Raw genomic sequence first — 23,364 nt, forward strand, 5'->3', positions numbered from 1 at the left:
TCAATCATATATAGTGATTGTTCTTATATAAAAACTGAAAAAGTGTGAATATTTAACATTTTGCATCTATAAGTGTTAGAATAATAAGAAAACTAAAAGGGGCTAAAAAACATGTTCACACTTCGAGTAGACGACGAAATTGAATTACAGTTATTAGAAAAGCATCATAAAGAGGAACTATATCAATTAATAGACCAAAACCGTAATCATTTAAGAAGATGGCTCCCTTGGGTAGATGGGACGAAATCTGCTGATGCTTATGATGAGATTTGTCCGATGTGGTTAAAGAAGTTTGCAGAGGGAGACGGTTTTGAAAGTGGTATACGTTATAAAGGGAAGCTCGTTGGGATGGTAGGCATTCATCCAGTGAGTTGGGGGAAGAAAGCGGCAAGTCTCGGGTATTACCTTGCAGAAGATGCTGGTGGAAAAGGTATTATGACACGTAGCGTGAAGGCTGTACTTCACTATGCATTTGAGAATTTAAAATTAAATAAAATGGAAATTAGATGTGGTGTTGAAAATGTAAAAAGCCGTGCGATCCCAGAACGTTTAGGGTTTAAGTTAGACGGTGTTTTAAGAGATGAAGAATGGTTATATGATCATTTCCATGATATCGCTGTATATAGTTTACTAGCTTCAGAATGGAAGGAGATTCGATGAACGAGAAGATACGCATTATTCCGTATGAAAGTACGTTTCAAGATGAAGTAGTAGATCTTATCGTTCATATTCAGCAAAAAGAGTACAATGTTCCCATTACGAAAGAAGAGCAGCCCGACTTACTTGAAATAGAAACGTTCTATCAAAGGAATCATGGAAACTTTTGGGTAGCAACTTATGACGATAAAGTAGTCGGAACAGTAGCTTTATTAGATATTGAGAATCAGCAAGTAGCGTTAAGAAAAATGTTCGTAAAAAAAGAATTTCGCGGAAAAGAGTGGGGCGCATCACATAAGTTGCTTCAAACAGCAATTTCATGGGCTGAGAATAAAAAGCTGAAAGATATTTATTTAGGAACGACAGTGAAGTTTTTAGCAGCGCATCGCTTTTATGAAAAGAATAATTTCCAAAGTGTGAGTATAAACGAGTTGCCAAAAAGTTTTCCGGTGTTACAGGTGGATAAGAAATTCTATAGATATATTGTTTAAGAAGGTCATTCAGAAATGACCTTTTTTTATGAACTAAAATGGAAAAAGTGGTATAATTTAGGGTAGGGGGTGCGTGTATGAACATTCCGATTCAAAGAAGTAAATCGGTAGTAATTTTCGTTTGTCTCACGTTAGCTTTTATGTTTGTATATCCACTTGTCATGATTGTCGCAAATAAAGATCAGTGGATGTCAGCGTTAATTGGAATGGGATTATGTTTCATTGTAAATGTCCCGCTCGTTTGGGAAGTATTTATTAAAAAGCATAAAGTAGAAAATGGTGTATTAAAGTACGGCATTTTAAATGACGATATTGTATTGAAAGAGATAAGAATCATTCGTCAAGTTGGGAAATCCCTTGAAATTACGACGAATGCATACAAAGTACATATGGTTGCGATGCCGCAACATATGAATGAATTCTTGGCGCTTATCGAGAAAGAAAATCCACATGTGAAAATAGAAAGGGTAGGGAAGAAATGAAAAACGCTCGGAGTGTATCCGAGCGTTTTTATTATTATTTTAAGTTCTCTGGGTTTAAAGCTTCTAATTCAGGTACAACGAAGCGTCCGTCTTTACGGATTAGTACGTCGTCGAAGTAAATTTCGCCGCCGCCGTATTCAGGACGTTGGATGCATACTAAATCCCAGTGGATGTTCGAGTTGTTGCCGTTCCATGCATCATCGTAAGCTTGTCCAGGAGTGAAGTGGAAGCTGCCATCGATTTTTTCATCGAATAGGATGTCTCCCATTGGATGTAAGATGTATGGGTTTACGCCGATTGCGAACTCACCAACGTAGCGTGCGCCTTCATCTGTATCGAAGATTTTGTTAATGCGCTCTGTATCGTTTGCAGTTGCTTCAACGATTTGGCCATTCTCGAACTTAAGTTGTACATTTTCAAATGTATAACCGTTGTAAGGAGATGGTGTATTGTAAGAAACTGTACCGTTAACAGAATCACGAACTGGTGCAGAGTATACTTCACCGTCTGGAATGTTTAAATGACCTGAGCATTTAATAGCTGGAATGTCTTTAATAGAGAATGTTAAGTCAGTCCCAGGACCAGTTAGGCGAACTTTATCTGTTTTATTCATTAATGTAACAAGGCTATCCATCGCCTTATCCATTTTACCGTAGTCTAAGTTACAAACTTCGAAGTAGAAGTCTTCGAAAGCTTCTGTGCTCATTTTAGCAAGCTGCGCCATAGAAGCATTTGGGTAGCGAAGAACAACCCAGCGCGTTTTCGGAACGCGGATGTCTCTATGAACTTTCTTACCAACTGTTTGACCGTGAATTTGCATTCTTTCACTTGGTACGTCAGCTTGTTCGTTAATGTTATCGCCAGAGCGAAGACCGATATAAGCGTCCATATCTTTCATTACGCTTGCTTCATATGCAGCGATTTGTTCGAAGTGTTCTTCAGTAGCACCCATTAATAAAGAGCGATCTACTTGATGATCTTTTAAAGAAACGAATGGGAAACCACCAGCTGCATAAGCTTCTTTTACAAGTGCAGTTACAAGTTCTTTTTGTAAGCCAAAGTTTTCAATTAATACTTTCTCGCCTTTTTGTAAGCGAATAGAATAGTTAATTAAATTGTATGCTAACTTTTCAATGCGTGGATCTTTCATATGTAAAGCCTCCCTACTAATTATGTATCCTCTCCTATTGTAACCTACTTAGTGGAATTTGTTGAATCATTTATGTTAAAGTTAACGAATAAGTATGAAAATTCTAATGAAAAGATAGGGATTAGAACGAAACGGAAAATGATTGTATAATAGGAGAAAGTATGAAAAAGATAAAGGAAGTGATGAAATGCAAGTTCTTTTATATGTAAGTGCAGCTATTATCGCGGTTGCTTTCGCTGTATTAGTAGTGTATGTATGCAGAACGTTGTTATCGGTTCAGAAGACGTTAGAAAACGTTGCAAGCACGTTAGAAGGTTTAGAAAAGCAAATGCAAGGGATTAGCGTAGAGACGGAGCAATTATTACATAAAACAAATGCGTTAGCTGATGACATTCAACAGAAATCACAATCATTAAATAAAGTGGTATCGGGTGTAGATGGAATTGGAACGACAATCCATTCTTTAAATACGAAACTTCGTAATGTATCAGAGTCTGTTACGGACGAAATTGAAAATAATGCAGATAAAGTAGCGCAAGTTGTACAGTGGAGTAGCGCAGCAATTGAAGTATACAATCATTATCGTGCGACAAGACAAGAGAAAAAGGTTGAAAAAGAAGAGCGTAAATTAGAAAGACTTGAGAAAAAAGCTGAAAAGAAAGAGAAGCGCTCTAGACTTCGTATGAGAGGTGAATCGTGATGAATATGACAAAAGTTGAAACAATTGAAGAGCTTGAAGTATTAGTAGAAAAAAATGAGCCTTATGTTCTTTTTAAACATAGTACGACATGCCCGATTAGTCATGGTGCCTATACAGAATTTCAAGCCTATTGTAGTGAAGAAAGAGCGGTACCAGCGTATTACTTATACGTACAAGATGCGAGAGATGTTTCGAATCGTGTTGCAGAGCAGTACAACATGAAACATGAATCTCCGCAAGTGTTATACATAAAAGATGGGATGGTAGTATGGAATACGTCTCATTGGAACATTAAAAAAGCTGCTTTAGAAGAGAATATTAAGTAAAAAGAAGCAAGCTAAAGGTGCTTGCTTCTTTTTTTTGTTTTTGTTGAAATATATTTAATGGTACACTGTTAATAGTTCAAATTAAATAATTAGATTGTTGAAAGTAGGTTTTAAGTAATGAAGAAAATGGCATTATCCTTCGCGGTCGTAAGTTTATTACTGGGAGCTTGTAGTAATGATACGATTAGTAAGAAGGATGAAGTTATACAGAAGGATACGAAAGAAAAAAGCATGATTCCGAGAACTGCTGTTTCTAAAGATTATTATAGAACTGTAATTCCTTTAAAAGAACAAAAGGTTATAAATACAGCTAATGTAAAAACAAATTCTAAATTAGATTTAGCAGAGTATGAAAATGGTTTAATGAATATTGCAAAAGAGCAATTTGATACAGAAAACCATGTGCTTCAATTAAATCAGTATATTCCTGAGAAGTTAGTTGATGAACTAGTCGCAAAAGTAGAAGCACCAGTTCTGACAAATATTATAGAACAAGACTATTTCGGGAAGCAGAATTCAAACGAACTAAGTTTATCTGGTGTTATGATTGGTTTAGCTATGTCTTCAAGTGTATCGAATGAAGAAGCTATGTCTAAGGGTACTGAAGTTGCCAAACAACTTATTGAAGCTATTAATAAAAATGACAAGTACAACAAATCTCCAATTACGTTTGCTATCTTTAAGCAAGAAAGTACAAGTTCTTTAAAAAATGGTACGTATATTGCCAGTACTACCGTTCAAAAGAATGACACGAACCTTGGAAATTGGAGTACGATCGATGAACAAGCGTATTCATATCCTTCTGATGAATTTAAACAAGCACATGGAGAAGATAATACAAAAATAACTGAATTTGCTAAGACAATGAAAGAGTTTTCTCCTGGAGATTTTATTCCAGTAAATGCTAAAGTGTCTTATAAGAAAAATCAAATGGATGCATTGAATATGAATATTGTTATTAAATACAATGGTAAAACAGAATTAATGGCTCTTACTCAAATGGCTGCTCAAAGTATGTTAGAAAAATTACCTAAGGATGCGAAAGTACAATTACAGATAAAGTCCGAGAGTAAAATCGAGGCAATTATTATAAAAGAGAAAAACAGCGATAAACCGTTTGTTTCCTTCTTGTAAAAAAAAGACAGTGTTTACACTGTCTTTTTTTTATTGAAAATGGTGTTATGACGGGTAAGACAAATCAAATTCCAAAAAGTAAGAGGGAAATCATATGAACTTAAAAGATTTAAAAAATAAACATATTAAGTATGATTGGAAAACTATTTTTGTAGGCATCCAAGGAAATTATTTTAGTAAAGACGTTATTTCTGATTATGCGGTAGAATTGATGGGAATTGGTGATGAAAGCGGGTTTGTTAGTGAACTTACATGGGGAGTCTCTAATGAAGATTTAAGTAAGGTGATGTTAGAAATAAAAACTAATTATTTTCCTCAATTAGATGAAGAAAGCACAATATTAATAGAGGAGAAAAGAAAACTAAGATTTGTTTGTTTATCTGAAATAAAAGAAAGATGTAAAGAAGATAATGAATTATTAAATGAAATTGCAGAGTTTTATGGAAAGCATCACTACCCAGAAGATATGGTGAGTTTTGTTAATTATATGCCTCAAGAAGTTCCAACTACGAAAGAAGATATAGTAAATAGGTTTGAAAAATTTTTGGAATTAGAGGGATTGAAATTTAAATACTAATATATGTAAACTACCAATAAATAGGTAGTGATGTACAATTAGTTTCTGAAGTAATGAAAGATCGATGCGTAATACGCTCCATGTTACCGCTGTGCCGATTTTAAAGAAAGAAACACATTTACCCGTTGTTGTCGATATAACGTATTCTACAGGACGATGTGACCCTCTATTGCCAGCCCAGATCCAGGCACAACGAATAAATATTCCGCATTTCGATGAATTGATGAACGAATTAAAAGTATTTGGAACTGCTGCCTCTTATTGTATAGCGACTTTCATTGTCGATTTTTGTTGGTAAGTCGATATATTTACAAAATCGCTGATATAAATTTCATTTACTAACGTACGGCTTAATATACAGTTTCTACTCATGGAATATCTATTTTTTTACAAAAAATGCCCTTTTTTTCATAAAAAATACGAAAATACGAGAAAAGAAGCGAATTTTTTCGAAACTTTTGCGGGAAAATATTGTATGAGCCTGCGTTTTTATCGTATCATTAGTAAAAGGAAGAACTCGGGACGATTGGTGGCATCTGCAAATAGAGTTGATGTCTTTTTTTCATTCAAGTAACCGATACATAAAAATAGATAACAAAAATAGAAGGAGTGTGCGATGAGATGAACGTAACAATATATGATGTAGCGCGCGAAGCGAACGTTTCAATGGCTACCGTATCTCGTGTTGTGAACGGTAACCCAAATGTAAAGCCTACAACAAGAAAGAAAGTATTAGAAGCAATCGATCGTTTAGGATACCGCCCAAATGCGGTAGCACGTGGACTAGCAAGTAAGAAGACAACTACAGTAGGTGTTATTATTCCTGATATCTCAAATACGTTTTATGCAGAACTTGCTCGTGGAATTGAAGATATCGCAACAATGTACAAATATAACATCATTTTAAGTAACTCTGACCAAAACAAAGAGAAAGAGTTCCATTTATTAAATACGATGCTTGGAAAACAAGTGGACGGAATTGTTTTCATGGGTGAAGATATTACAGACATTCACATTGAAGAATTTAAAAAGTCTCCGGTACCAATTGTATTAGCAGCGTCATTTGATGAGCAAAATGAAACGCCATCAGTAAACATTGATTATACACAAGCAGCTTACGATGCGATGAAGCACTTTATTGAGCAAGGACATACGCGTATCGGTTTCGTCTCTGGTCCTTTCATTGATAAAGCAGGAAACGCAAAGAAGTTACAAGGTTATCAAAAAGCTTTAGAAGAAGTAAGTATTTCATATGATGAAAATCTTGTAATCGATGGAGATTACACATATGATTCAGGTATCGAGGCATTCGAAAAGCTTTGGGGCCTTGATGAAAAGCCAACAGCGATCTTCGTATCTTCTGATGAAATGGCACTAGGTGTAATCCATGCAGCACAAGACGCTGGATTAAACGTACCAACTGATGTAGAAGTACTTGGTTTCGATAATACACGTCTTGCATTAATGGTTCGTCCACAACTTTCAACAGTTGTACAACCGATGTATGATATCGGTGCAGTAGCAATGCGTCTATTAACAAAGTATATGAACAAAGAAAAAGTGGAAGATCACACTGTAATCTTACCTCACCGTATCCAATTTAGAGATTCAACGAAGTAAGTATAAAAAAGCTCACAGCATTTGCTGTGAGCTTTTATTCGTATTCAGGATAGTATGCTTTTACTACGGTATCTACCGTTTTATTTTTCTTAACGTGTAAAAATCTTGCGTACAATTCTTTTCCCGTTTCAAATGGTGTATCGTCTAATTCAAACACATGCAATATTTTTCGAAACGTCCACGTTACTTGCTCACCGTACATATTATCGTACGATTCTTCAGAGTGTATAGCTATCTTTTCACCTAATTCATGAGCTTCCTCTATACTGTTTGCCTTAACAAGAATAATACTTTCTTCAAAAAGTGTATCGGGATTCTCTTCATAATGCTCATCAATTTTCGTAGGATCAGGCTCACCAGAATGAACAGATTCAAACAATAATTTTACAGCGTACATATTATGCTGCATGTTTCACTCTATAAATAATACTTGCGACAAGCGAAGCAGGTATTGTAAATACGTTACTTTGATAATGATAGTGTATTTGGGATTCTTCATAAGACATGTTGTCATATAGTTCGTTTTGTGAGGCATTCATTCTCTTCTGTTTTTCCTTGAGCATCTTCATATAGTTATACTGTATTGGGACGAGAATGATGAAATAGGCTAATACGATTAGTGAAATCCAAATCATTATGAACACTCCCGTATAAAGAATATTTGCATATAGTAATCATATCAATTTATAGAAAAAATAACCAGTTCTATCGGGTTAATTTTCTTCTGAAAATGCGAACAGTTCCCTTTGGTTTCTTAAATTGTGATCAATACATGTTTGAGCAACACATTTCAATCCTTGTAATAATGCATCTATGTGAGAAGTATCGTATTGAATTATATTTCCTGCTACTATCGTTTCGTCTTTTTCCAAGTTAATTGATATTTTTAGTACAGCTGTATTGCTTTGTAAATTTATAACTTCGATATAAAAAAATTGTTTTTCTAGGTCAATCGTAACGTAATTAAATCGTTCGGTTAGTTCCAAATTGCATATGGTAGTGTATTTCAAATGAAAGCCTCCTTATTGTGTAAGTGTATGTTGTAATGCTTTCGCTACAGTAGGGAGGACTCCTTGTTATATGTCACATAAGTGCAAATTCAACTATTATAGGGCAATGTCATGTATAATAGAAAGAAAAGGTTTGTGAGGGGGGAGAAAAGATGATCGTTCTTTGGATAATTACGCTTTGTATGACTGCTATTTTTGCATATATGACGTTAAAACAAAATGGCTTAAAGCGATTTGTTCCAGGAAGTATTCTTGCAGGAATTGCCCTTATCACGTATGTAATTTCTATTTTTATTGAAAGTGTATCAGTGGATATGAGCACAAGTTTAATGTTTATGGGTATTACACTATTTGCAGGTAGTATTATGGTACTTATGGTTGCAGGTATTATTTTATTTATTCATATGAATTCGGAAACGTTATAGCATATAAAAAAGGCATGTCCCTAGGGGACATGCCTTTTTATCCGTTCAATTATGCTCTATCTTTAGAAGAGTTTTGTTGTTTTAATAAGTCGCGAATTTCGCCAAGAAGTTCTTCTTCTTTTGTTGGTTCTGGAAGTTTCTCTTCTTTTTCTTCTTCTCTTTTAGATGTTAGTTTGTTGAATACTTTAACGAACATAAAGATAGCCGCTGCAATAATTAAGAAATCAAAAATAGTTTGGATAAAGTTACCATACATAATAGATGATTTACCGAATGTGATTTTTAAATCTGTAAAGTCAACGCCACCTAATACCATACCAAGTAATGGTGTAATAATATCTTTTACTAAAGAACTAACGATTTTACCGAATGCAGCACCGATTACAACCCCGACAGCTAAATCGATTACATTCCCCTTGAAAGCGAACTTTTTAAACTCGTTCCACATGTGTTAATCCCATCCTTTCCACGATTCATTATGAAATTTATAATTCCTATCAACATATTCTATAGAAATTTACGAGAGAAATAAAGGGAAAATGGGAATGAAAGTAAATTCTGAAAAATGTATCCGTTTTAATTTTTGTTTAGATCGTCCAGTAGAGATTGTAACAGTTGCTGCGTTTTTAATCCTTCTAATCCATCTACAACAGGCTTTGTATCTCCGTGTACACATTCAATAAAATGATGAACAGCATCTTCAAAACCACGTTGTTTTAACGTCGTATCCCATGATGGGGAACCGCTTTGTGAAACTGAGTTTTCCTGTTCAATTTCAAATGTATTCATATTTTTTACACGAATGATTTTCCCTGTCGTAACAAGTTCAATTTGTTCTAAATTTGTACCGGCATGGCGGTGCATTGCTGTTGAAAGTAATAGGCCGTTTGTTGTTGTATATGTATGATGGCCGTAAAGAAGTTCATTTTTTTCATTCATTTGCATCATATTGTGAACGACGTTAAGCTCATCGTTAGCTAACCAGCGAGCAGTATCTACAATATGTAAGTAATCATCTAACATCGTAAAGTCGTATGTATATGGACCGACTTTATTTGTACGGTGTTTTTCAATTCGAATCCATGAAATATCATGAGCTTGTTCTTTTGCAGCAACATACATAGGAACGAAGCGGCGATTAAATCCGACCATTAACTTTCGGTTATACTTTTCGCTCAACTCGACTAGTTTCTCAGCTTGGTCTACTGTAGCTGCTAGCGGCTTATCAACATAAACGTCGATTCCTTTTTTCAGAAGTTCAGAAACGATTTCATAATGTGTAGCAGTTGAACTATGAACGAAGATTGCATCGCATTCCGAAGCTAACGTTTCAATAGAATGGAAGTCTTGAATGCGGTATTGCTGGCAAACTTGTTTCCTTTTCTCCGCGTTAGGTGTAAACGCCCCTACAAAATTCCAATCTGTTTCTTTTGTAAGTGTTGGAAGATAGGCTTTTTGCGCGATACTTCCAAGTCCAATCATCCCAATTTTAGGTTTGTTCATGTTTATTCCCACCTATTCATATTGATGTAACGGCTTAAATGTAGCATAGGGTGGGGGAGGAAGGCAAAAATTAGCTTTTTACTTATGTCCTTCTAACAAAATCTTCTCTATCTCGTCAAAGTTATGAGCACGAGCATGCTCTAGCGGGGTAACACCATCGTTGTCTGGAATATTTACATCTGCACCGTGTTCAATAAGAAGTTGAATGACTTGTTGTTGTGTTTCATTTCCGTTACTTAGTACGATAGATTCCATTAAAGCTGTCCATCCGAGGGTATTTACATGGTTTACATCGATATTTGTTCGCGTGAGTAGTTCTTTTATAACATCAATATAGCCATGTTCTGATGCTGGGATAAGAGCTGTACCGCCGTAACGGTTTGTCAGCGATGAATCTGCACCGGCATCAATCGTTAGTTTTAAAATATCCAAGTAACCCTCAGCGCCGGCGTATAGAAAAGGATTGTTTTTTATATCATCTTGGATATTTACGTCAGCACCAGCTTCGATAAGCGCTTTTGCAGTTTTTACATCATTTTTGTATGTAGCAATCATAAGAGGGGTACGTCCTTTATTGTCTGTTATATTTATGTTAGCACCTTTTTTGAGTAACGATATAACCGTATTCGTTTCTTGTTTCTCAGTAGCTGTTAGTAGTGCTGTCTCCATGTTTGTCATCTCCTTTTTAATTTCTTGTTCTTGCGAGCAGCCTTGCAAAAAAATTACGCAACAGATCATGCTTACTGTTTTTTTGAACATGGAATTTTAACCTCCTCATTTCAACTGTAAAATAAGAACATTAAATTTTTATAAACTGACGCTAAAATTACTATAAAATCGCTTGAGTATTTGAACATATATTTTTATGCTTGTAAATAATAAGGTTTGATAAAGTGAAACTTTAATCAGTGGGGGTTTTGTTCATCCCCTACTGATTATTAGTTGAACCAATCGGGCTTTTATGGGCAGTTGATCCCCCACTTAACTTCTTTGCTTTCTCTGAATTTTGAGGTGGGGATCTTACTGCCCGTTAATGCGGGGTAAAGTGAGGATGTAACATATGTCTATTAAAACAAGGTTTTTATTTTCTTATATCGCTGTCATTCTCGTTTCCATTACGCTTATATTAGTTGCGGGATTTTTAATCGTTTTTTCGATAACAGGTGATTTGGAGTCAGTGAAAAATTTCTATAAAAGTTCTTACATTCAAAAGCCGCTTACACCAGAAGAAGAGAATGCGTATATTGAGTTGAAGTCGGCAGCAAAGAAACATCAATCTCAACTATTAGATGAATCGTTCGTTTCATCACTTGAAAAAGAAGGGGTGAAAATAGTTGTAAGAAAGGGAGAAACCATTTCTTATGCTACAAAAGTATTTGAAAGTGTATCTTTAAAAGAAGCCCTTCCGAAATTTGAATCAGCAAATATTAATAGTCGTGGTACAACGGAACTAGGCGATACATTTTATCGATATGTAAAGTTTGATTTTTATTTTCCTCAGGAAGAAGAGGGGAGTATATTTGTATTAAAAAAGCAAAGTTCATTTGTAGATCTTACACAAAAATTATTTCCGATTTTGTTCGTATCACTTTTACTGTTAGCCGTGTTGCTTATTGGATTATTAAGTTATCTTGTCTCAAGAAGTGTGATAAAACCAATCTTTGTATTGAAAGATGCGACTGAGAAAATTAAAGAAGGAAATTTAGACTTTCAAATACCAGTTACATCGCATGATGAGATAGGGCAATTGAATCAAGGATTTGAGGAAATGAGGAAGAAATTAAAAGAGTCGATAGAGGTACAAACGCAGTATGAAGAAAATCGAAAAGAGCTCATTTCAAACATCTCTCATGATTTAAAAACACCGATTACATCTATTATCGGATATGTAGAAGGCATAAAAGACGGGGTAGCAAATACACCAGAAAAAATGGATAAGTACTTAACGACTATCCATACGAAAGCAAGGCATATGGATACACTCATTGACGAACTATTTTTATTTTCGAAGCTCGATTTGAATCGAGTTCCATTTCGGTTTGAAACGGTTGAATTAAATATGTTTATGCAAGAATTAATAGAAGAGATGCAGATGGATTTAAGTAAAGAAGATATAGAAGTTAACTTACAATTACATGCATCACCACTATATGTAACGGCTGATTGCGAAAAGATAAATAGAGTGATCTCAAATTTAATTCATAATAGTGTGAAATACATGGATAAAGAAGAAAAGAAAATTACTGTAACAGTATCGAGTGATAACAATAAAGTGATTGTGAAAGTAATGGACAACGGATCAGGTATCGAATCGGATACACTTCCTTATATTTTTGAACGTTTTTATCGTGCAGAGCAATCGCGAAATTCTAGCACAGGTGGAAGTGGACTTGGCTTAGCGATAGCGAAGCAAATTGTTGAAGAACATGGCGGAGAAATTTGGGCGGAAAGTAAGCTTGGGGAAGGTACAAGTATTTTCTTCTCATTGAAAAAAGTACAGGAATGTGGTGAGTAGAATGAAAAGAATTTTACTAATAGAAGACGAAGTAAGCATTGCAGAATTACAGCGAGATTATTTAGAAATTAGTGATTTTCAAGTTGATGTAGAACACTCTGGAGAAACAGGTTTACAAATGGCTTTGCAGGAAGAATATGATTTAATTATTTTAGACATTATGCTTCCGAAGATGAATGGTTTCGAAATTTGTAAACAAATACGTGCTATAAAAGACATTCCGATTTTACTTGTTTCAGCAAAGAAGGAAGATATAGATAAAATTCGCGGACTCGGTTTAGGGGCGGATGATTATATAACGAAACCGTTTAGCCCGAGTGAATTAGTTGCAAGAGTAAAGGCACATATTTCTCGTTATGAAAGATTATCAGGAAATGTAAGTAAGCAACGTGATACGTTATATATTCACGGAATCTCTATTGATCAACGGGCGAGGAAAGTTTTTATAAACAATGAAGAAATCGCATTTACAACGAAGGAATTTGATTTATTAACATTCTTTGTAACACATCCAAACCAAGTATTAAATAAAGAACAGTTATTTGAACGTATTTGGGGATTAGATTCTGCTGGTGATTTAGCCACTGTTGTCGTTCATATTAGAAAGTTACGTGAGAAAATTGAAAGAGATCCTGCACACCCACAGTATATCGAAACAGTGTGGGGAGCTGGTTATCGTTTTAATGTGTAATGTACCTGCCGAGTAATTGGCAGGTTTTTTTTATGTTATTCGAACAAAAAGGAAAAATAGGTAATTTATGTTAAAATATAAAGAGAGATATAACATAGGAGAGTATGAGAGGGCGTGCTACATTTTGGGAGATACATGAAAAGATAGTAAATCAAACAAGGCTTTAAGGATTGGAACGAATATCATACTTATTTTATTAATTATTGGTGCAATACAAATGTTTTATGATGACGATTATACGAATGATCATTTCGGTGGGTTATTTATGATGGTCTTTTTTGGAATTAAAATAATTTCTAGTTTTATGATAAGTTTAAAAGAAGGAGATAAAAAGGCAGTATATATTGATTTAGGCCTAGTGGTTTTTTCTGTTCTTCTTTTAGTTGTTACTAGTGTTAAATATTTCTTTTGAAAAAGCTCATAGTCTTGTAGAGGCTGTGAGCTTTTTGTCATTGTTTAGAGTTACGGTGGCGTAATGATTTATAAAACGTTTGAGCAGTAGAAGTAAATTGAGTAGCTTCTTCTAAAAAAGGATAATGATTACTCTCTTCAAATGTTACAAAAATAGAATTACGTATGCCATCATGCATCTCGATAGAATACTGAATCGGGCACTGCACATCATATCTTCCGCATATAATAAGGGTCTTTGTTTGAATAAAGGGTAGTGATGTCCTTAAATCGAATGAAGGGTATTCATGAGCGAAAGCGTTCATCCGGCTAGCGGACATTGCTTTTTGGATTGGTTTACAAAAATAAGAGTTGTAGTTTTCAGGTTTATACAATGATAATTTTGTTCTCTCAGTAGATAGTTCTTTCAGTTCTTCACTTGTAAGGTGAGGGCTTTTCAAGTTTTCGATGAGCTGTTGCATATAATGAAACTGTGGATGTTCTAGGTTATAAATGCAAAATGGTGTTTCGGTATAGTTACTTGCTGCGGCTCCAACGACGACTAATGATTGTAAGGAATTTGAATATGTAATCGCGTATAAAAGTCCAAGCATACCGCCAGTTGAATGGCCAGCGAAATGCCATGTTGGAAGTTGCAAAGCTTCTTTAATTGCTTCTAAGTCGTGAATCGTTTCAATCATACTTAATTCGTTTTCTACGTTGGCTTTTACAGAATTACCAGCGTCTCGCAAATTAATGAGGAATACACGATATGTAGAAGTGAAAACATCCGCAAAGTAATCACCAGTTTCATTAAATTGTGAATAGTGATGTGTAATGCAAAGAGGTTCGCCATTTCCTTTTGTGAAGAGTTCGAATGTGCCACGTTTTGTGTTGATCATGTGTTGTTTCCACATAATATCACTACCTTTTCTTATAAAAATTGGACTGGCTAATTCTTAAATAAAATATATCGGCGATTATTAGAATATATCAGCGAATCTAAAAATATATCGACTTACCGACAAAAGTCGTCAATAAATAAAAGGAGGCCATTAAAAAAACGAGCCTCCTTTTCGTTTAGTACAAAGATTTTGTCATATTATTCCGAATAATTTCAAGGGATTTCGCTACAGTTAATGCATTCTTTTCTTCAATTTCTGGTTTACGGGGGATAGGTTTATACATGTTGTCTGGATCTTCCCATGTGAGGGGAAGTTCTGTTTCAGCTTGTCCTTTCCAAGCGTCAATCCATTCTGGAGGGAGATAACCTGAGATGTTTTGGATGTTGTTCATTTCGAGCCAAATAAGTGCCCAAGCTCTTGGGACGACGCGCCAGTGGTCATAGCCACCGCCGCCGACAGCGATCCAGCGACCTTCGCAATATTCGTTAGCGATTTCGCGAGCGAGCTTCGGTATTTCACGGTAAATATTCATCGTTGCGCAAAGGTGTGTAAGTGGATCGTAATAATGTGCGTCAGCGCCATTTTGCGTTAAAATAATATCCGGTTTAAAGTATGCGGCAACTTCTTTTACGACAGTTCGATAGGAATCTAAGAACGATTCGTCTTCTGTAAATGCATCAAGTGGAACGTTAAAAGAATAACTATAGCCATTACCTTGTCCACGTTCATTTACAGCGCCAGTTCCAGGGAATAAATAACGCCCAGTTTCATGTAATGAAATGGTGCATACGTTAGGGTCGTCGTAAAAAGACCATTGTACACCATCACCATGATGAGCATCTGTATCAATATATAGGACGCGTAAACCGTATTTCTTCTGAATATATTTCATTGCGATGGAACTATCGTTATAAATACAAAATCCAGATGCTTTACCACGGAAGCCGTGATGTAAGCCGCCGCCTAAATTAAGCGCGTGTTTTACTTTCCCAGAAAGAACAGCATCGACAGCTGTTAATGTTCCGCCAACAAGTAATGCACTTGCCTCGTGCATATTTGGAAACATCGGTGTATCTTCTGTACCGAGTCCATATGTCATCGCAATTGATTTTTCTAACTTACCTTCTCCAGCACGTTTTACCGCATTTATGTACTCCTCTGTATGAACGTAGGCGATTTCTTCATCTGTAGCCATCCTTGGTGAGATGATTTGGGAAGGAGAGATGAAACCACCCTTTTGTAATAAGTCATACGTAAGTGTGACGCGAAGTTGGTTAAAAGGATGATCAGGGCTAAACGAATAGCCCCGAAAATCATCCGAATAAATAAACGCGCTACTCATGCTTGCATCCCCATAATGTTCGGCCATAATACGCGGTAGCCCTCTGCTTCAAGTGCATCAATCACTTTTAGAGGATTCATCGTTTGAATGCGGAAAACGAGTACTTTATCATTCTCATCTTTTGCTGGATAGACGAGAACGCTCACGATATTTATTTGCAAATCACTAAAAATAGCAACGACTTTTCCAAGAATACCAGGTTCATTTTTTACTTGAATTTCAATTTGTGAACTTGGTTGATGTGCTCCTGTTAATTTCACTAACGTGTGCAGTACAGTGGATTCAGAAATGATTCCAACTAACTTTCCAGCCTTTGTCACAGGAAGGCACCCTATTTTATTTTCAAAAAATAAGGTAGCAATTTCCTCAACGAAATCAAGAGGATGGCAAGTCATAACAGGTTGTTTCATAATAAGGTCGAGCGGTTGTTTCAGCATAGCGAGTGGAACTTGTTCATCAAGAATTGATGGACTTGCATCTCTTACATCCCGATCAGAAATAATGCCTACCACATGATTATTTTGATCGACAATTGGAATGTGCCGAATGCCTTTCGTGCGTATCGTTCGGATTGCTGTTTCGATTGTATCGTTTGGGTGTAGTGTCACCACATCTTGATTCATAATTTCTTCTACAATCATTCCAGTTGCCCCCTTTATTTAGTACATAAAACGATTGTGAAAACGTAGACGATCAAATGCTTGAATAGAATCCGTATCAACGCGTTTACCGATGCGGACCATTAAACAGTTAGCAGGGTGCGAACAAATCTCAGGATCATCTGTAGCCATCCATTGTAAGCCACCAGCATTCATCATTTTTTCCATTACTTTTCGGTACTCCCAAACATTTAAGCCTGTTTGTTTTAAATCCCAGTGCCAATAATATTCAGTCGTCAATATAATGTAATCTTCCATATGGTCGTCCATCATTGAAACTTCTAATAAGTTCTTGCCGACAGCGCACCCGCGGAAGGCTGGGACTACTTCAATCGCCCCGAGCTCAATTAAGTTTTCCATTTTTCCTTCTGACCATCGTTCGAGTGGATCAGGATACAAGTATGTAACATATCCAACGATCGTTCGGTCATGTCTAGCAATAATGAGACGAGCTTCTGGTAATTTAGAAATTTCGACAATTGCTTTATATTGCTGCTCGGCAGGACGAAACGCAATTAAGTCTGGATGAAATTCATACATTTCTAAGTTATGTGTAGAGACAGGACCTTCAATAATTAAAGTGCCTTTCGCTGTTTTTAAGTTTCTGGCATTGTATATTTTTTTATGGATCAATGTATTGCTCACCACCTTGAGGGTTTGTGAATCTATTAATATCGTACTTTATAATATATGCGATGTGAATCGAATTTTGTCATTAAAAATTTGTCTAAAAATCAACAAATATACTGAAAATTTTAAATAATATCATTATAATAGATAATAGAATACATAGGAGGGGGATGTAAAGTATGAAAGTAGAAACGCTTCCTGTCATTAAAGGAGAAAATAATTTGCCGAATTATGATGAGGCATACGCGAATTTTAACTGGGAAGAGGTTAATAAAAATTTTACTTGGAATGAAACAGGCCGAGTAAATATGGCGTATGAGGTAATTGATAAGCATGCGAAATCCGATCGAAAGAATAAAGTAGCCCTTTATTATCAAGATGGATCGCGAAAAGAGAAATATACATTTAAGGAAATGAAGGATTTTTCTAATAAAGCAGGAAACGTCCTGAAAAATTATGGCGATGTAGAAAAAGGCGATCGCGTTTTTATTTTTATGCCGCGTTCCCCAGAGTTATATTTTGCACTTTTAGGTGCAGTGAAATTGGGAGCAATAGTTGGTCCGCTATTTGAAGCATTTATGGAAGGCGCAGTTCGCGATCGTTTAGAAGATAGCGAAGCAAAAGTGTTAATTACAACACCTGAATTGTTAGAGCGAGTACCATTAAATGATTTACCTGCTTTAAAAACAGTCTTCCTTGTTGGAGATAATGTAGAAGAAGGCGGTAAAACGGTAGCGTTCAATCCTTTATTTGAACAAGCTTCAAAAGAATTACATATCGAATGGCTAGGCCGTGAAGACGGTTTAATTCTACATTACACATCTGGTTCTACTGGGAAGCCAAAAGGTGTGCTACATGCGCAAAACGCAATGGTGCAGCACTATCAAACGGCGAAGTGGGTATTAGATTTAAAAGAGGACGATGTATATTGGTGCACAGCTGACCCAGGCTGGGTAACAGGAACGGCTTACGGTATTTTCGCGCCGTGGTTAGTCGGAGCATCAAATGTTATTTTAGGTGGCCGCTTTAGTCCAGAAGCGTGGTATGAAGCGCTGCAAGATTACGGTGTAACAGTTTGGTACAGCGCACCAACAGCTTTCCGTATGTTAATGGGTGCTGGACAAGACGCAATTAAAAAATATGATTTATCGCAAGTTCGTCACGTATTAAGCGTTGGTGAACCGTTAAATCCAGAAGTAATTCGCTGGGGTATGAACGCATTTGGACTTCGTATTCATGATACGTGGTGGATGACAGAAACAGGTGGACAAGTTATTTGTAACTATCCTTGTATGGAAATCCGTCCAGGTTCAATGGGTAAACCAATTCCAGGTGTGAAAGCAGCGATTGTTGATAATGAAGGAAATGAAGTGCCTCCATACACAATGGGCAACTTAGCAATTGGTAAAGGTTGGCCAGCGATGATGCGTGGAATTTGGAATAACCAGCAAAAGTATGAATCTTACTTTATGCCGGGAGATTGGTACGTATCAGGTGACTCAGCATATATGGACGAAGATGGGTACTTCTGGTTCCAAGGGCGTATTGATGATGTAATTATGACGTCAGGTGAGCGCGTTGGTCCGTTTGAAGTAGAAAGCAAATTAATCGAGCATGCGGCTGTTGCAGAAGCTGGGGTAATTGGTATTCCTGATCCGGTGCGCGGCGAAATCATTAAAGCATTTATCGCGCTTCGAGCAGGATACGAACCATCTGATGAATTAAAAGAAGAGATTCGTCAATTTGTAAAGAAAGGCCTAGCAGCTCATGCAGCGCCAAGACAAATTGAATTTAGAGATAAATTACCGAAAACGAGAAGTGGTAAAATTATGCGCCGCGTATTAAAAGCGTGGGAATTAAACTTACCAACAGGTGACTTATCAACGATGGAAGATTAAGAGAGAAAGGTCTGAACGAAATAACGTTCAGACCTTTCTTTTTTATGATATCATCAACTTATATATATAAGTTGAAAGGGGATAGTATGATGAAAACAGAGAAGAAAAAGATGATACTAGGAGAAATGTACATACCGGCTGATCCAGTTTTAGTACAAGAGAGGGAGCAAGCTCGTATATTAACGAGAAAATTAAATGATACGCCAGAAGTACAATTAAAAGAGCGTAGCGAAATCGTAAAAGAATTATTCGGAACGACTGGGGATAACATTCATCTTGAATCTTCTTTCAGGTGTGATTACGGCTATAACATTCACGTGGGCGAAAATTTTTACGCGAACTTTGACTGTACAATTTTAGATGTATGTCCAGTAACAATCGGAGTGAACTGTATGTTAGCTCCAGGTGTTCACATTTATACAGCAACACATCCGCTTGATCCAGTAGAGCGCATAAGCGGATCAGAATATGGAAAACCAGTTACAATTGGTGATAACGTATGGATTGGCGGAAGAGCGATTATTAATCCTGGTGTCACAATTGGAGACAACGCGGTGATCGCATCTGGCGCCGTTGTAACGAAAGATGTGCCGGACAATGTAGTAGTCGGCGGAAATCCTGCAAAGATTATTAAAAAAATAAAATAATATTTGAACGAAGTGCCTTCCTCGTCTGTATACATTTATGAAAGAATAGATGAGGGAGGCTTTTTTATGTCTAATAAATTACTTCTTGCTTTTGCTTTAATTGGAATTATCGTTGTATTTTCTTGTGGTCTGTTATTACCGATGCCAATTGGCTTTAAAGTTTCAATGATTACAGTTGGGATTATAATGATTGTTATTTTTTCAATCATTATTCCGTTGGATAAGAAGTATATTGTACGAAAAAATGGAAATAAAATTGATTTTACAAAAACAAAAATATATTTTCGTTGGAATGTATTTGATACAATTTCGGTCTGTCTTGCAGTGTATGCATGTATATGTGTGCTGGCGTTAAATATTTTCGTTTTTAGTGGATTTACGATTCAAAACCCATATGTTCAATTTTTTACGCATCAGTCACAAGCATGGGTCATTGTCGCAAGTGCATATTTAATTTCCCGTATTTCATTAACGTTAAAAGGAATAAAGGAGATCAAAAAAAATGGCGCAGATTGGGATTGAGGAGGAGCTCATGCTTGCGTACCAAAGTGGGGATAAGGAGGCTGGGGAAAAACTATATGTTTTAATTAAACCAGCGCTATATACATTTTTGTATCGCTTTAACCGAGATGAACAGTTAAGTATCGACCTTGTGCAAGATACATTTTTGACGTTAGAGCGTAAGAAACATATGTATGAACTTGAGAAAGGAAAAATAAAAACGTATTTATTTCAAATTGGTTATCGTCTTATGATTAATAAATTAAATAGAAGAAAAAAGTGGCGTACGCTTTTGCCATTTTTAGTGCCAATTCAAGAGGTAGAGTTTTCACAAGAAGACCGTCTTACTGTAAGGGACGCAATTTTGAAAGTTCCTGAAGACCAGCGAGCTGTCCTCATCCTTTTTTATTATCATGATATGCAGCAAAAAGAAATTGCAGAGATATTAAACATTCCGATTGGAACAGTGAAGTCGAGACTTCATAACGGGATAAAGAAATTGAAACAATTGCTGGAGGTGGATGAAATTGAGCGAAAATCCCTTTAAGAGTGAATATAAATTAAAACAACATTTAGATAGTGACCATGTAGAAATACCGGATTTTCCAAAAACGGTAAGTCGCTTCGACCGATTCATTGGCTTTCTTGGTTCTCCAGCGAAAGATCCTGTGGAGGCGACGATTGGGAATGATTTATCAGTTGTGTTTCACGTATCGTTATTAGTTGGGGTTCCAATTCTTTCTCTTATTACGATACTCTTTGCGACGTTGTAAAGGATTGGCAAGGAGAGAACACCTACCTCTATTTGACATGCCTATATAAATGATGGTATAAAGAAAAGTATATGAATAATTGAGCGTGGAAAGGGAGAAGTAGTGATCATTTCCCTGTTTTAGAGAGCTGATGGCCGGTGAAAATCAGCACATAGATGATCGCGAATTACGCCCCTAGAGCATCTTTTTTCGATTGAATTGTATTCAAAAGGGAAAAGACGGTGCTAAGCCGTTATGTAAATAAGGTGGTAGGCTTTTTTTTGCCTGCAACTAGGGTGGTAACGCGATAATCAAAATCGTCCCTTATTTAAAGGGGCGATTTTTTTATGTTTTCAACCTTCACGCCAGTAATGAACTTAAAGGAGAGTATGTAGGATATGGGTATTTTACAAGATCTTGAATTTCGCGGTCTAATTAATCAGCAAACAGATGCTGAGGGACTTGAGCAATTATTAGAAAAAGAAAGCGTTAAATTATACTGTGGTTTCGACCCGACAGCGGATAGCTTACACATTGGTCATATGTTACCAGTATTAATGTTACGTCGTTTCCAATTAGCTGGTCATCAACCAATCGCACTAGTTGGCGGAGGTACTGGTATGATCGGTGACCCAAGTGGTAAAAAAGCAGAGCGTACATTAAATACGAAAGATACAGTTGCTTACTACACAGAAAGCATTAAAAACCAACTTTCAAACTTCTTAGAGTTCGAAAACGTGGACAACCCAGCAACAATGGCTAACAACTATGACTGGCTTGGTAACTTAGATGTAATTTCATTCTTACGCGATATCGGTAAAAACTTCGGTTTAAACTATATGTTAGCAAAAGATACAGTAGCATCTCGTTTAGAGACTGGTATTTCATTCACTGAGTTCAGTTACATGATTTTACAATCATACGACTTCTTAAACTTATACCAACACCATAATTGCCGCCTGCAAATCGGTGGTAGTGACCAATGGGGTAACATTACAGCTGGTCTTGAATTAATCCGTAAATCAGAAGAAGATGCGAAAGCATTCGGTTTAACAATTCCACTAGTTACAAAATCTGACGGTACGAAGTTTGGTAAAACAGAAGGCGGCGCAATTTGGTTAGACCCAGAAAAAACAACTCCTTACGAGTTCTACCAATTCTGGATCAACACAGATGACCGCGATGTTGTTAAATACTTAAAATACTTCACATTCTTATCTCATGAAGAAATTCTTGAGCTTGAAAAGCAAGTAGCTGAAGCACCAGAAAAACGTGCAGCACAAAAAGCATTAGGTTCTGAAATGACAAAACTTGTTCACGGCGAAGAAGCATTAGAGCAAGCGATTAAAATTTCAGCTGCATTATTCAGCGGTTCTGTAGCAGAACTGACTGCAAGCGAAATCGAACAAGGATTCAAAGACGTACCATCTGTAGAACGTACTGCAGAAGATACAGTATTAATCGACTTACTTGTAGAAAGCAAAATCTCTCCATCAAAACGTCAAGCACGTGAAGATGTAACGAACGGCGCAATCTACGTAAACGGTGAGCGTACACAAGCATTAGACTACGTTGTAACAGAAAACGACCGCATCGAAGGTAAATTCACAATCATTCGCCGTGGTAAGAAGAAATATTTCTTAATTCGTTACTAATCAGAAACGAATATAAAACAAATAGTACCCCGAATTGTAGGCTGAAAAGTCTATGATTCGGGGTTTTTATGTATGAATTTAGATTGCCTGATCTTTTCTTGTAAATAAAATATGAAGAATTAATATGAGCATATAAAGTAAGCTAATGAGCATAAGAACAAATGCTGTTGGATAAAATTTTGCTGCATATATAAAGAAGTCGATTTGATAAATATCTTCGTAATTTGAAACGGTGCCTTTAAAGTAATTTGTAAACTTAGCGCTATATTTCCATTCATCAGGATAATCTATTAGATTACTCCCCTGATACCAACTCATAAGTGCTGAAGTAATAAACAACATAAATGAACTTCCGAGTTGAACCATTTGGTTTATTGTCAAAAAGAATCCACCTCCTATTTTATGGTTATTATAGCGTGCATTCGTATGCCTGTAACCTTTTTGTTGTAATCTCCTTTTCGAGTTCATACGGAAATCACATGTAAGCGGTATGATAAACGTATAACAAATAGAAAGGAGTGGTAAAACGAAATGTCACTAGAAGCGCTCATTATTTTTTCTTTGCTAAATGCGGGTCAGCTTGCAGAGAATTCGAAGGTGGATATACATAAAGAGCAGAAAGATGCTTATGTATATGTTCAGAAAGAGGAAAATAAATAACTTTAATATATATAAATAAAAGCTACTCGAAGTAACTATTTTAG

Annotated in this window: 31 protein-coding genes, 1 pseudogene and 1 other annotated feature; of the genes and pseudogenes, 20 read left to right on the top strand and 12 right to left on the bottom strand. The window is 36.2% G+C overall.

The annotated features are described in order from the left end of the window. Positions 1 to 111: 111 nt before the first annotated feature. The 3 genes from QCI44_RS03985 (at position 112) to QCI44_RS03995 (ending at position 1,630) form a co-directional block, all read left to right on the top strand. Positions 112 to 660 (top strand): GNAT family N-acetyltransferase, encoded by a 549-nt coding sequence (locus tag QCI44_RS03985; protein ID WP_016085917.1) that lies wholly within the window; start codon positions 112 to 114, stop codon positions 658 to 660. Then, positions 657 to 1,148 carry a GNAT family N-acetyltransferase gene (locus QCI44_RS03990; RefSeq protein ID WP_016135473.1) on the top strand — a complete coding sequence of 164 codons (492 nt, stop codon included), beginning with the start codon at positions 657 to 659 and terminating at the stop codon, positions 1,146 to 1,148. The genes QCI44_RS03985 and QCI44_RS03990 overlap by 4 nt, the downstream gene beginning before the upstream one ends. A gap of 77 nt (positions 1,149 to 1,225) precedes the next feature. After that, positions 1,226 to 1,630 carry a PH domain-containing protein gene (locus QCI44_RS03995; RefSeq protein WP_016135472.1) on the top strand — a complete coding sequence of 135 codons (405 nt, stop codon included), beginning with the start codon at positions 1,226 to 1,228 and terminating at the stop codon, positions 1,628 to 1,630. A 34-nt stretch (positions 1,631 to 1,664) separates the two neighbouring features. Here the strand turns inward: QCI44_RS03995 and QCI44_RS04000 are convergent, their stop codons facing one another. Further along, positions 1,665 to 2,780, bottom strand: a complete 1,116-nt coding sequence (locus QCI44_RS04000) for an aminopeptidase (protein ID WP_000654739.1) — start codon at positions 2,778 to 2,780, stop codon at positions 1,665 to 1,667. A gap of 187 nt (positions 2,781 to 2,967) precedes the next feature. On the opposite strand from QCI44_RS04000, the gene QCI44_RS04005 reads away from it, so the two are divergent. The 6 genes and pseudogenes from QCI44_RS04005 to ccpA all read left to right on the top strand — a co-directional run bounded on the left by QCI44_RS04005 (position 2,968) and on the right by ccpA (position 7,137). Further along, a complete protein-coding gene (locus QCI44_RS04005) occupies positions 2,968 to 3,480 on the top strand; it encodes a DUF948 domain-containing protein (RefSeq protein WP_001197726.1) in 513 nt (170 codons plus the stop codon). Next, a complete protein-coding gene (ytxJ, locus tag QCI44_RS04010) occupies positions 3,480 to 3,806 on the top strand; it encodes a bacillithiol system redox-active protein YtxJ (RefSeq protein ID WP_016085920.1) in 327 nt (108 codons plus the stop codon). Before QCI44_RS04005 ends, ytxJ begins: the two co-directional genes overlap by 1 nt. A 117-nt stretch (positions 3,807 to 3,923) precedes the next feature. After that, positions 3,924 to 4,940 carry a CamS family sex pheromone protein gene (locus QCI44_RS04015; RefSeq protein ID WP_016135471.1) on the top strand — a complete coding sequence of 339 codons (1,017 nt, stop codon included), beginning with the start codon at positions 3,924 to 3,926 and terminating at the stop codon, positions 4,938 to 4,940. Positions 4,941 to 5,034: 94 nt separating this feature from the next. Continuing rightward, on the top strand, positions 5,035 to 5,517 hold the full coding sequence (locus QCI44_RS04020) for a DUF2247 family protein (protein WP_016085922.1): 483 nt from the start codon (positions 5,035 to 5,037) through the stop codon (positions 5,515 to 5,517). Positions 5,518 to 5,572: 55 nt separating this feature from the next. Beyond that, positions 5,573 to 5,815 (top strand): annotated as a pseudogene (locus tag QCI44_RS04025) (hypothetical protein); the annotation flags it as partial. 323 nt (positions 5,816 to 6,138) lie between these two features. Then, positions 6,139 to 7,137, top strand: a complete 999-nt coding sequence (gene ccpA, locus QCI44_RS04030) for a catabolite control protein A (RefSeq protein WP_098986751.1) — start codon at positions 6,139 to 6,141, stop codon at positions 7,135 to 7,137. A 34-nt stretch (positions 7,138 to 7,171) separates the two neighbouring features. Here ccpA and QCI44_RS04035 read toward each other — a convergent pair whose 3' ends face one another. The 3 genes from QCI44_RS04035 to dhp61 form a co-directional block, all read right to left on the bottom strand. Then, on the bottom strand, positions 7,172 to 7,534 hold the full coding sequence (locus QCI44_RS04035; protein WP_033660194.1) for a DUF4288 domain-containing protein: 363 nt from the start codon (positions 7,532 to 7,534) through the stop codon (positions 7,172 to 7,174). A 1-nt stretch (position 7,535) separates the two neighbouring features. Next, a complete protein-coding gene (locus QCI44_RS04040) occupies positions 7,536 to 7,772 on the bottom strand; it encodes a DUF3949 domain-containing protein (RefSeq protein ID WP_016085925.1) in 237 nt (78 codons plus the stop codon). A 78-nt stretch (positions 7,773 to 7,850) separates the two neighbouring features. Beyond that, positions 7,851 to 8,147, bottom strand: a complete 297-nt coding sequence (gene dhp61 / locus QCI44_RS04045) for a protein Dhp61 (protein ID WP_016085926.1) — start codon at positions 8,145 to 8,147, stop codon at positions 7,851 to 7,853. Positions 8,148 to 8,299: 152 nt separating this feature from the next. Here dhp61 and QCI44_RS04050 point away from each other — a divergent pair, with 152 nt between their 5' ends. Continuing rightward, positions 8,300 to 8,572 carry a DUF3917 domain-containing protein gene (locus QCI44_RS04050; RefSeq protein WP_000636592.1) on the top strand — a complete coding sequence of 91 codons (273 nt, stop codon included), beginning with the start codon at positions 8,300 to 8,302 and terminating at the stop codon, positions 8,570 to 8,572. A 49-nt stretch (positions 8,573 to 8,621) separates the two neighbouring features. Here the strand turns inward: QCI44_RS04050 and mscL are convergent, their stop codons facing one another. From mscL to QCI44_RS04065, 3 genes are all read right to left on the bottom strand, one after another. Next, on the bottom strand, positions 8,622 to 9,020 hold the full coding sequence (mscL, locus tag QCI44_RS04055; protein WP_016135469.1) for a large-conductance mechanosensitive channel protein MscL: 399 nt from the start codon (positions 9,018 to 9,020) through the stop codon (positions 8,622 to 8,624). 128 nt (positions 9,021 to 9,148) lie between these two features. Further along, positions 9,149 to 10,075, bottom strand: coding sequence for a Gfo/Idh/MocA family protein (locus QCI44_RS04060; protein WP_016085928.1), 927 nt, complete (start codon positions 10,073 to 10,075; stop codon positions 9,149 to 9,151). A 78-nt stretch (positions 10,076 to 10,153) separates the two neighbouring features. After that, positions 10,154 to 10,834, bottom strand: a complete 681-nt coding sequence (locus tag QCI44_RS04065) for an ankyrin repeat domain-containing protein (RefSeq protein WP_098986752.1) — start codon at positions 10,832 to 10,834, stop codon at positions 10,154 to 10,156. 301 nt (positions 10,835 to 11,135) lie between these two features. Here QCI44_RS04065 and QCI44_RS04070 point away from each other — a divergent pair, with 301 nt between their 5' ends. The 3 genes from QCI44_RS04070 (at position 11,136) to QCI44_RS04080 (ending at position 13,693) form a co-directional block, all read left to right on the top strand. Then, positions 11,136 to 12,590, top strand: a complete 1,455-nt coding sequence (locus tag QCI44_RS04070) for a sensor histidine kinase (RefSeq protein ID WP_098986753.1) — start codon at positions 11,136 to 11,138, stop codon at positions 12,588 to 12,590. A 1-nt stretch (position 12,591) separates the two neighbouring features. Then, positions 12,592 to 13,281, top strand: coding sequence for a response regulator transcription factor (locus QCI44_RS04075; protein WP_033659783.1), 690 nt, complete (start codon positions 12,592 to 12,594; stop codon positions 13,279 to 13,281). A gap of 169 nt (positions 13,282 to 13,450) precedes the next feature. Then, the gene (locus QCI44_RS04080; protein WP_223272484.1) at positions 13,451 to 13,693 is read left to right on the top strand and encodes a hypothetical protein; all 243 of its coding nucleotides are present in this window, start codon (positions 13,451 to 13,453) and stop codon (positions 13,691 to 13,693) included. A 37-nt stretch (positions 13,694 to 13,730) separates the two neighbouring features. On the opposite strand, the gene QCI44_RS04085 is transcribed toward QCI44_RS04080, so the two are convergent. The 4 genes from QCI44_RS04085 to acuA all read right to left on the bottom strand — a co-directional run bounded on the left by QCI44_RS04085 (position 13,731) and on the right by acuA (position 17,210). Then, positions 13,731 to 14,588, bottom strand: coding sequence for an alpha/beta fold hydrolase (locus QCI44_RS04085; RefSeq protein ID WP_353811009.1), 858 nt, complete (start codon positions 14,586 to 14,588; stop codon positions 13,731 to 13,733). 163 nt (positions 14,589 to 14,751) lie between these two features. Further along, a complete protein-coding gene (gene acuC / locus QCI44_RS04090; RefSeq protein WP_000092820.1) occupies positions 14,752 to 15,918 on the bottom strand; it encodes an acetoin utilization protein AcuC in 1,167 nt (388 codons plus the stop codon). Further along, positions 15,915 to 16,559: an acetoin utilization AcuB family protein gene (locus QCI44_RS04095; RefSeq protein WP_000634565.1), complete on the bottom strand. Its 645-nt coding sequence runs from the start codon at positions 16,557 to 16,559 to the stop codon at positions 15,915 to 15,917. Before QCI44_RS04095 ends, acuC begins: the two co-directional genes overlap by 4 nt. Before the next feature lie 18 nt (positions 16,560 to 16,577). Beyond that, positions 16,578 to 17,210, bottom strand: coding sequence for an acetoin utilization protein acetyltransferase AcuA (acuA, locus tag QCI44_RS04100; protein WP_016135466.1), 633 nt, complete (start codon positions 17,208 to 17,210; stop codon positions 16,578 to 16,580). A 176-nt stretch (positions 17,211 to 17,386) separates the two neighbouring features. On the opposite strand from acuA, the gene acsA reads away from it, so the two are divergent. From acsA to tyrS, 6 genes are all read left to right on the top strand, one after another. Beyond that, complete coding sequence (gene acsA / locus QCI44_RS04105) at positions 17,387 to 19,105, top strand: acetate--CoA ligase (RefSeq protein ID WP_016085936.1); 1,719 nt, start codon at positions 17,387 to 17,389, stop codon at positions 19,103 to 19,105. An 86-nt stretch (positions 19,106 to 19,191) separates the two neighbouring features. Further along, positions 19,192 to 19,752 (top strand): maltose acetyltransferase domain-containing protein, encoded by a 561-nt coding sequence (locus QCI44_RS04110; protein ID WP_002107575.1) that lies wholly within the window; start codon positions 19,192 to 19,194, stop codon positions 19,750 to 19,752. Between the two features lie 66 nt (positions 19,753 to 19,818). Further along, positions 19,819 to 20,274, top strand: coding sequence for a hypothetical protein (locus QCI44_RS04115; RefSeq protein ID WP_000066430.1), 456 nt, complete (start codon positions 19,819 to 19,821; stop codon positions 20,272 to 20,274). Beyond that, on the top strand, positions 20,255 to 20,800 hold the full coding sequence (locus QCI44_RS04120) for an RNA polymerase sigma factor (protein ID WP_000057177.1): 546 nt from the start codon (positions 20,255 to 20,257) through the stop codon (positions 20,798 to 20,800). The genes QCI44_RS04115 and QCI44_RS04120 overlap by 20 nt, the downstream gene beginning before the upstream one ends. Beyond that, on the top strand, positions 20,781 to 21,026 hold the full coding sequence (locus tag QCI44_RS04125; protein ID WP_001293777.1) for a hypothetical protein: 246 nt from the start codon (positions 20,781 to 20,783) through the stop codon (positions 21,024 to 21,026). Before QCI44_RS04120 ends, QCI44_RS04125 begins: the two co-directional genes overlap by 20 nt. Before the next feature lie 77 nt (positions 21,027 to 21,103). Then, positions 21,104 to 21,333 (top strand) — a binding site (T-box leader). Between the two features lie 70 nt (positions 21,334 to 21,403). After that, the gene (gene tyrS / locus QCI44_RS04130) at positions 21,404 to 22,660 is read left to right on the top strand and encodes a tyrosine--tRNA ligase (protein ID WP_000512081.1); all 1,257 of its coding nucleotides are present in this window, start codon (positions 21,404 to 21,406) and stop codon (positions 22,658 to 22,660) included. Between the two features lie 78 nt (positions 22,661 to 22,738). On the opposite strand, the gene QCI44_RS04135 is transcribed toward tyrS, so the two are convergent. Beyond that, entirely contained in the window at positions 22,739 to 23,128 is a 390-nt protein-coding gene (locus QCI44_RS04135; RefSeq protein WP_088084429.1) for a YjdJ family protein, read from the bottom strand. A 63-nt stretch (positions 23,129 to 23,191) separates the two neighbouring features. Between QCI44_RS04135 and QCI44_RS04140 the strand changes: the two genes are divergently transcribed. Further along, positions 23,192 to 23,320: a hypothetical protein gene (locus QCI44_RS04140; RefSeq protein ID WP_000050940.1), complete on the top strand. Its 129-nt coding sequence runs from the start codon at positions 23,192 to 23,194 to the stop codon at positions 23,318 to 23,320. Positions 23,321 to 23,364 lie beyond the last annotated feature (44 nt).

The organism is Bacillus cereus group sp. RP37 (assembly GCF_040459695.1).
In the GTDB taxonomy this organism is placed as follows: Bacteria; Bacillota; Bacilli; order Bacillales; family Bacillaceae_G; genus Bacillus_A.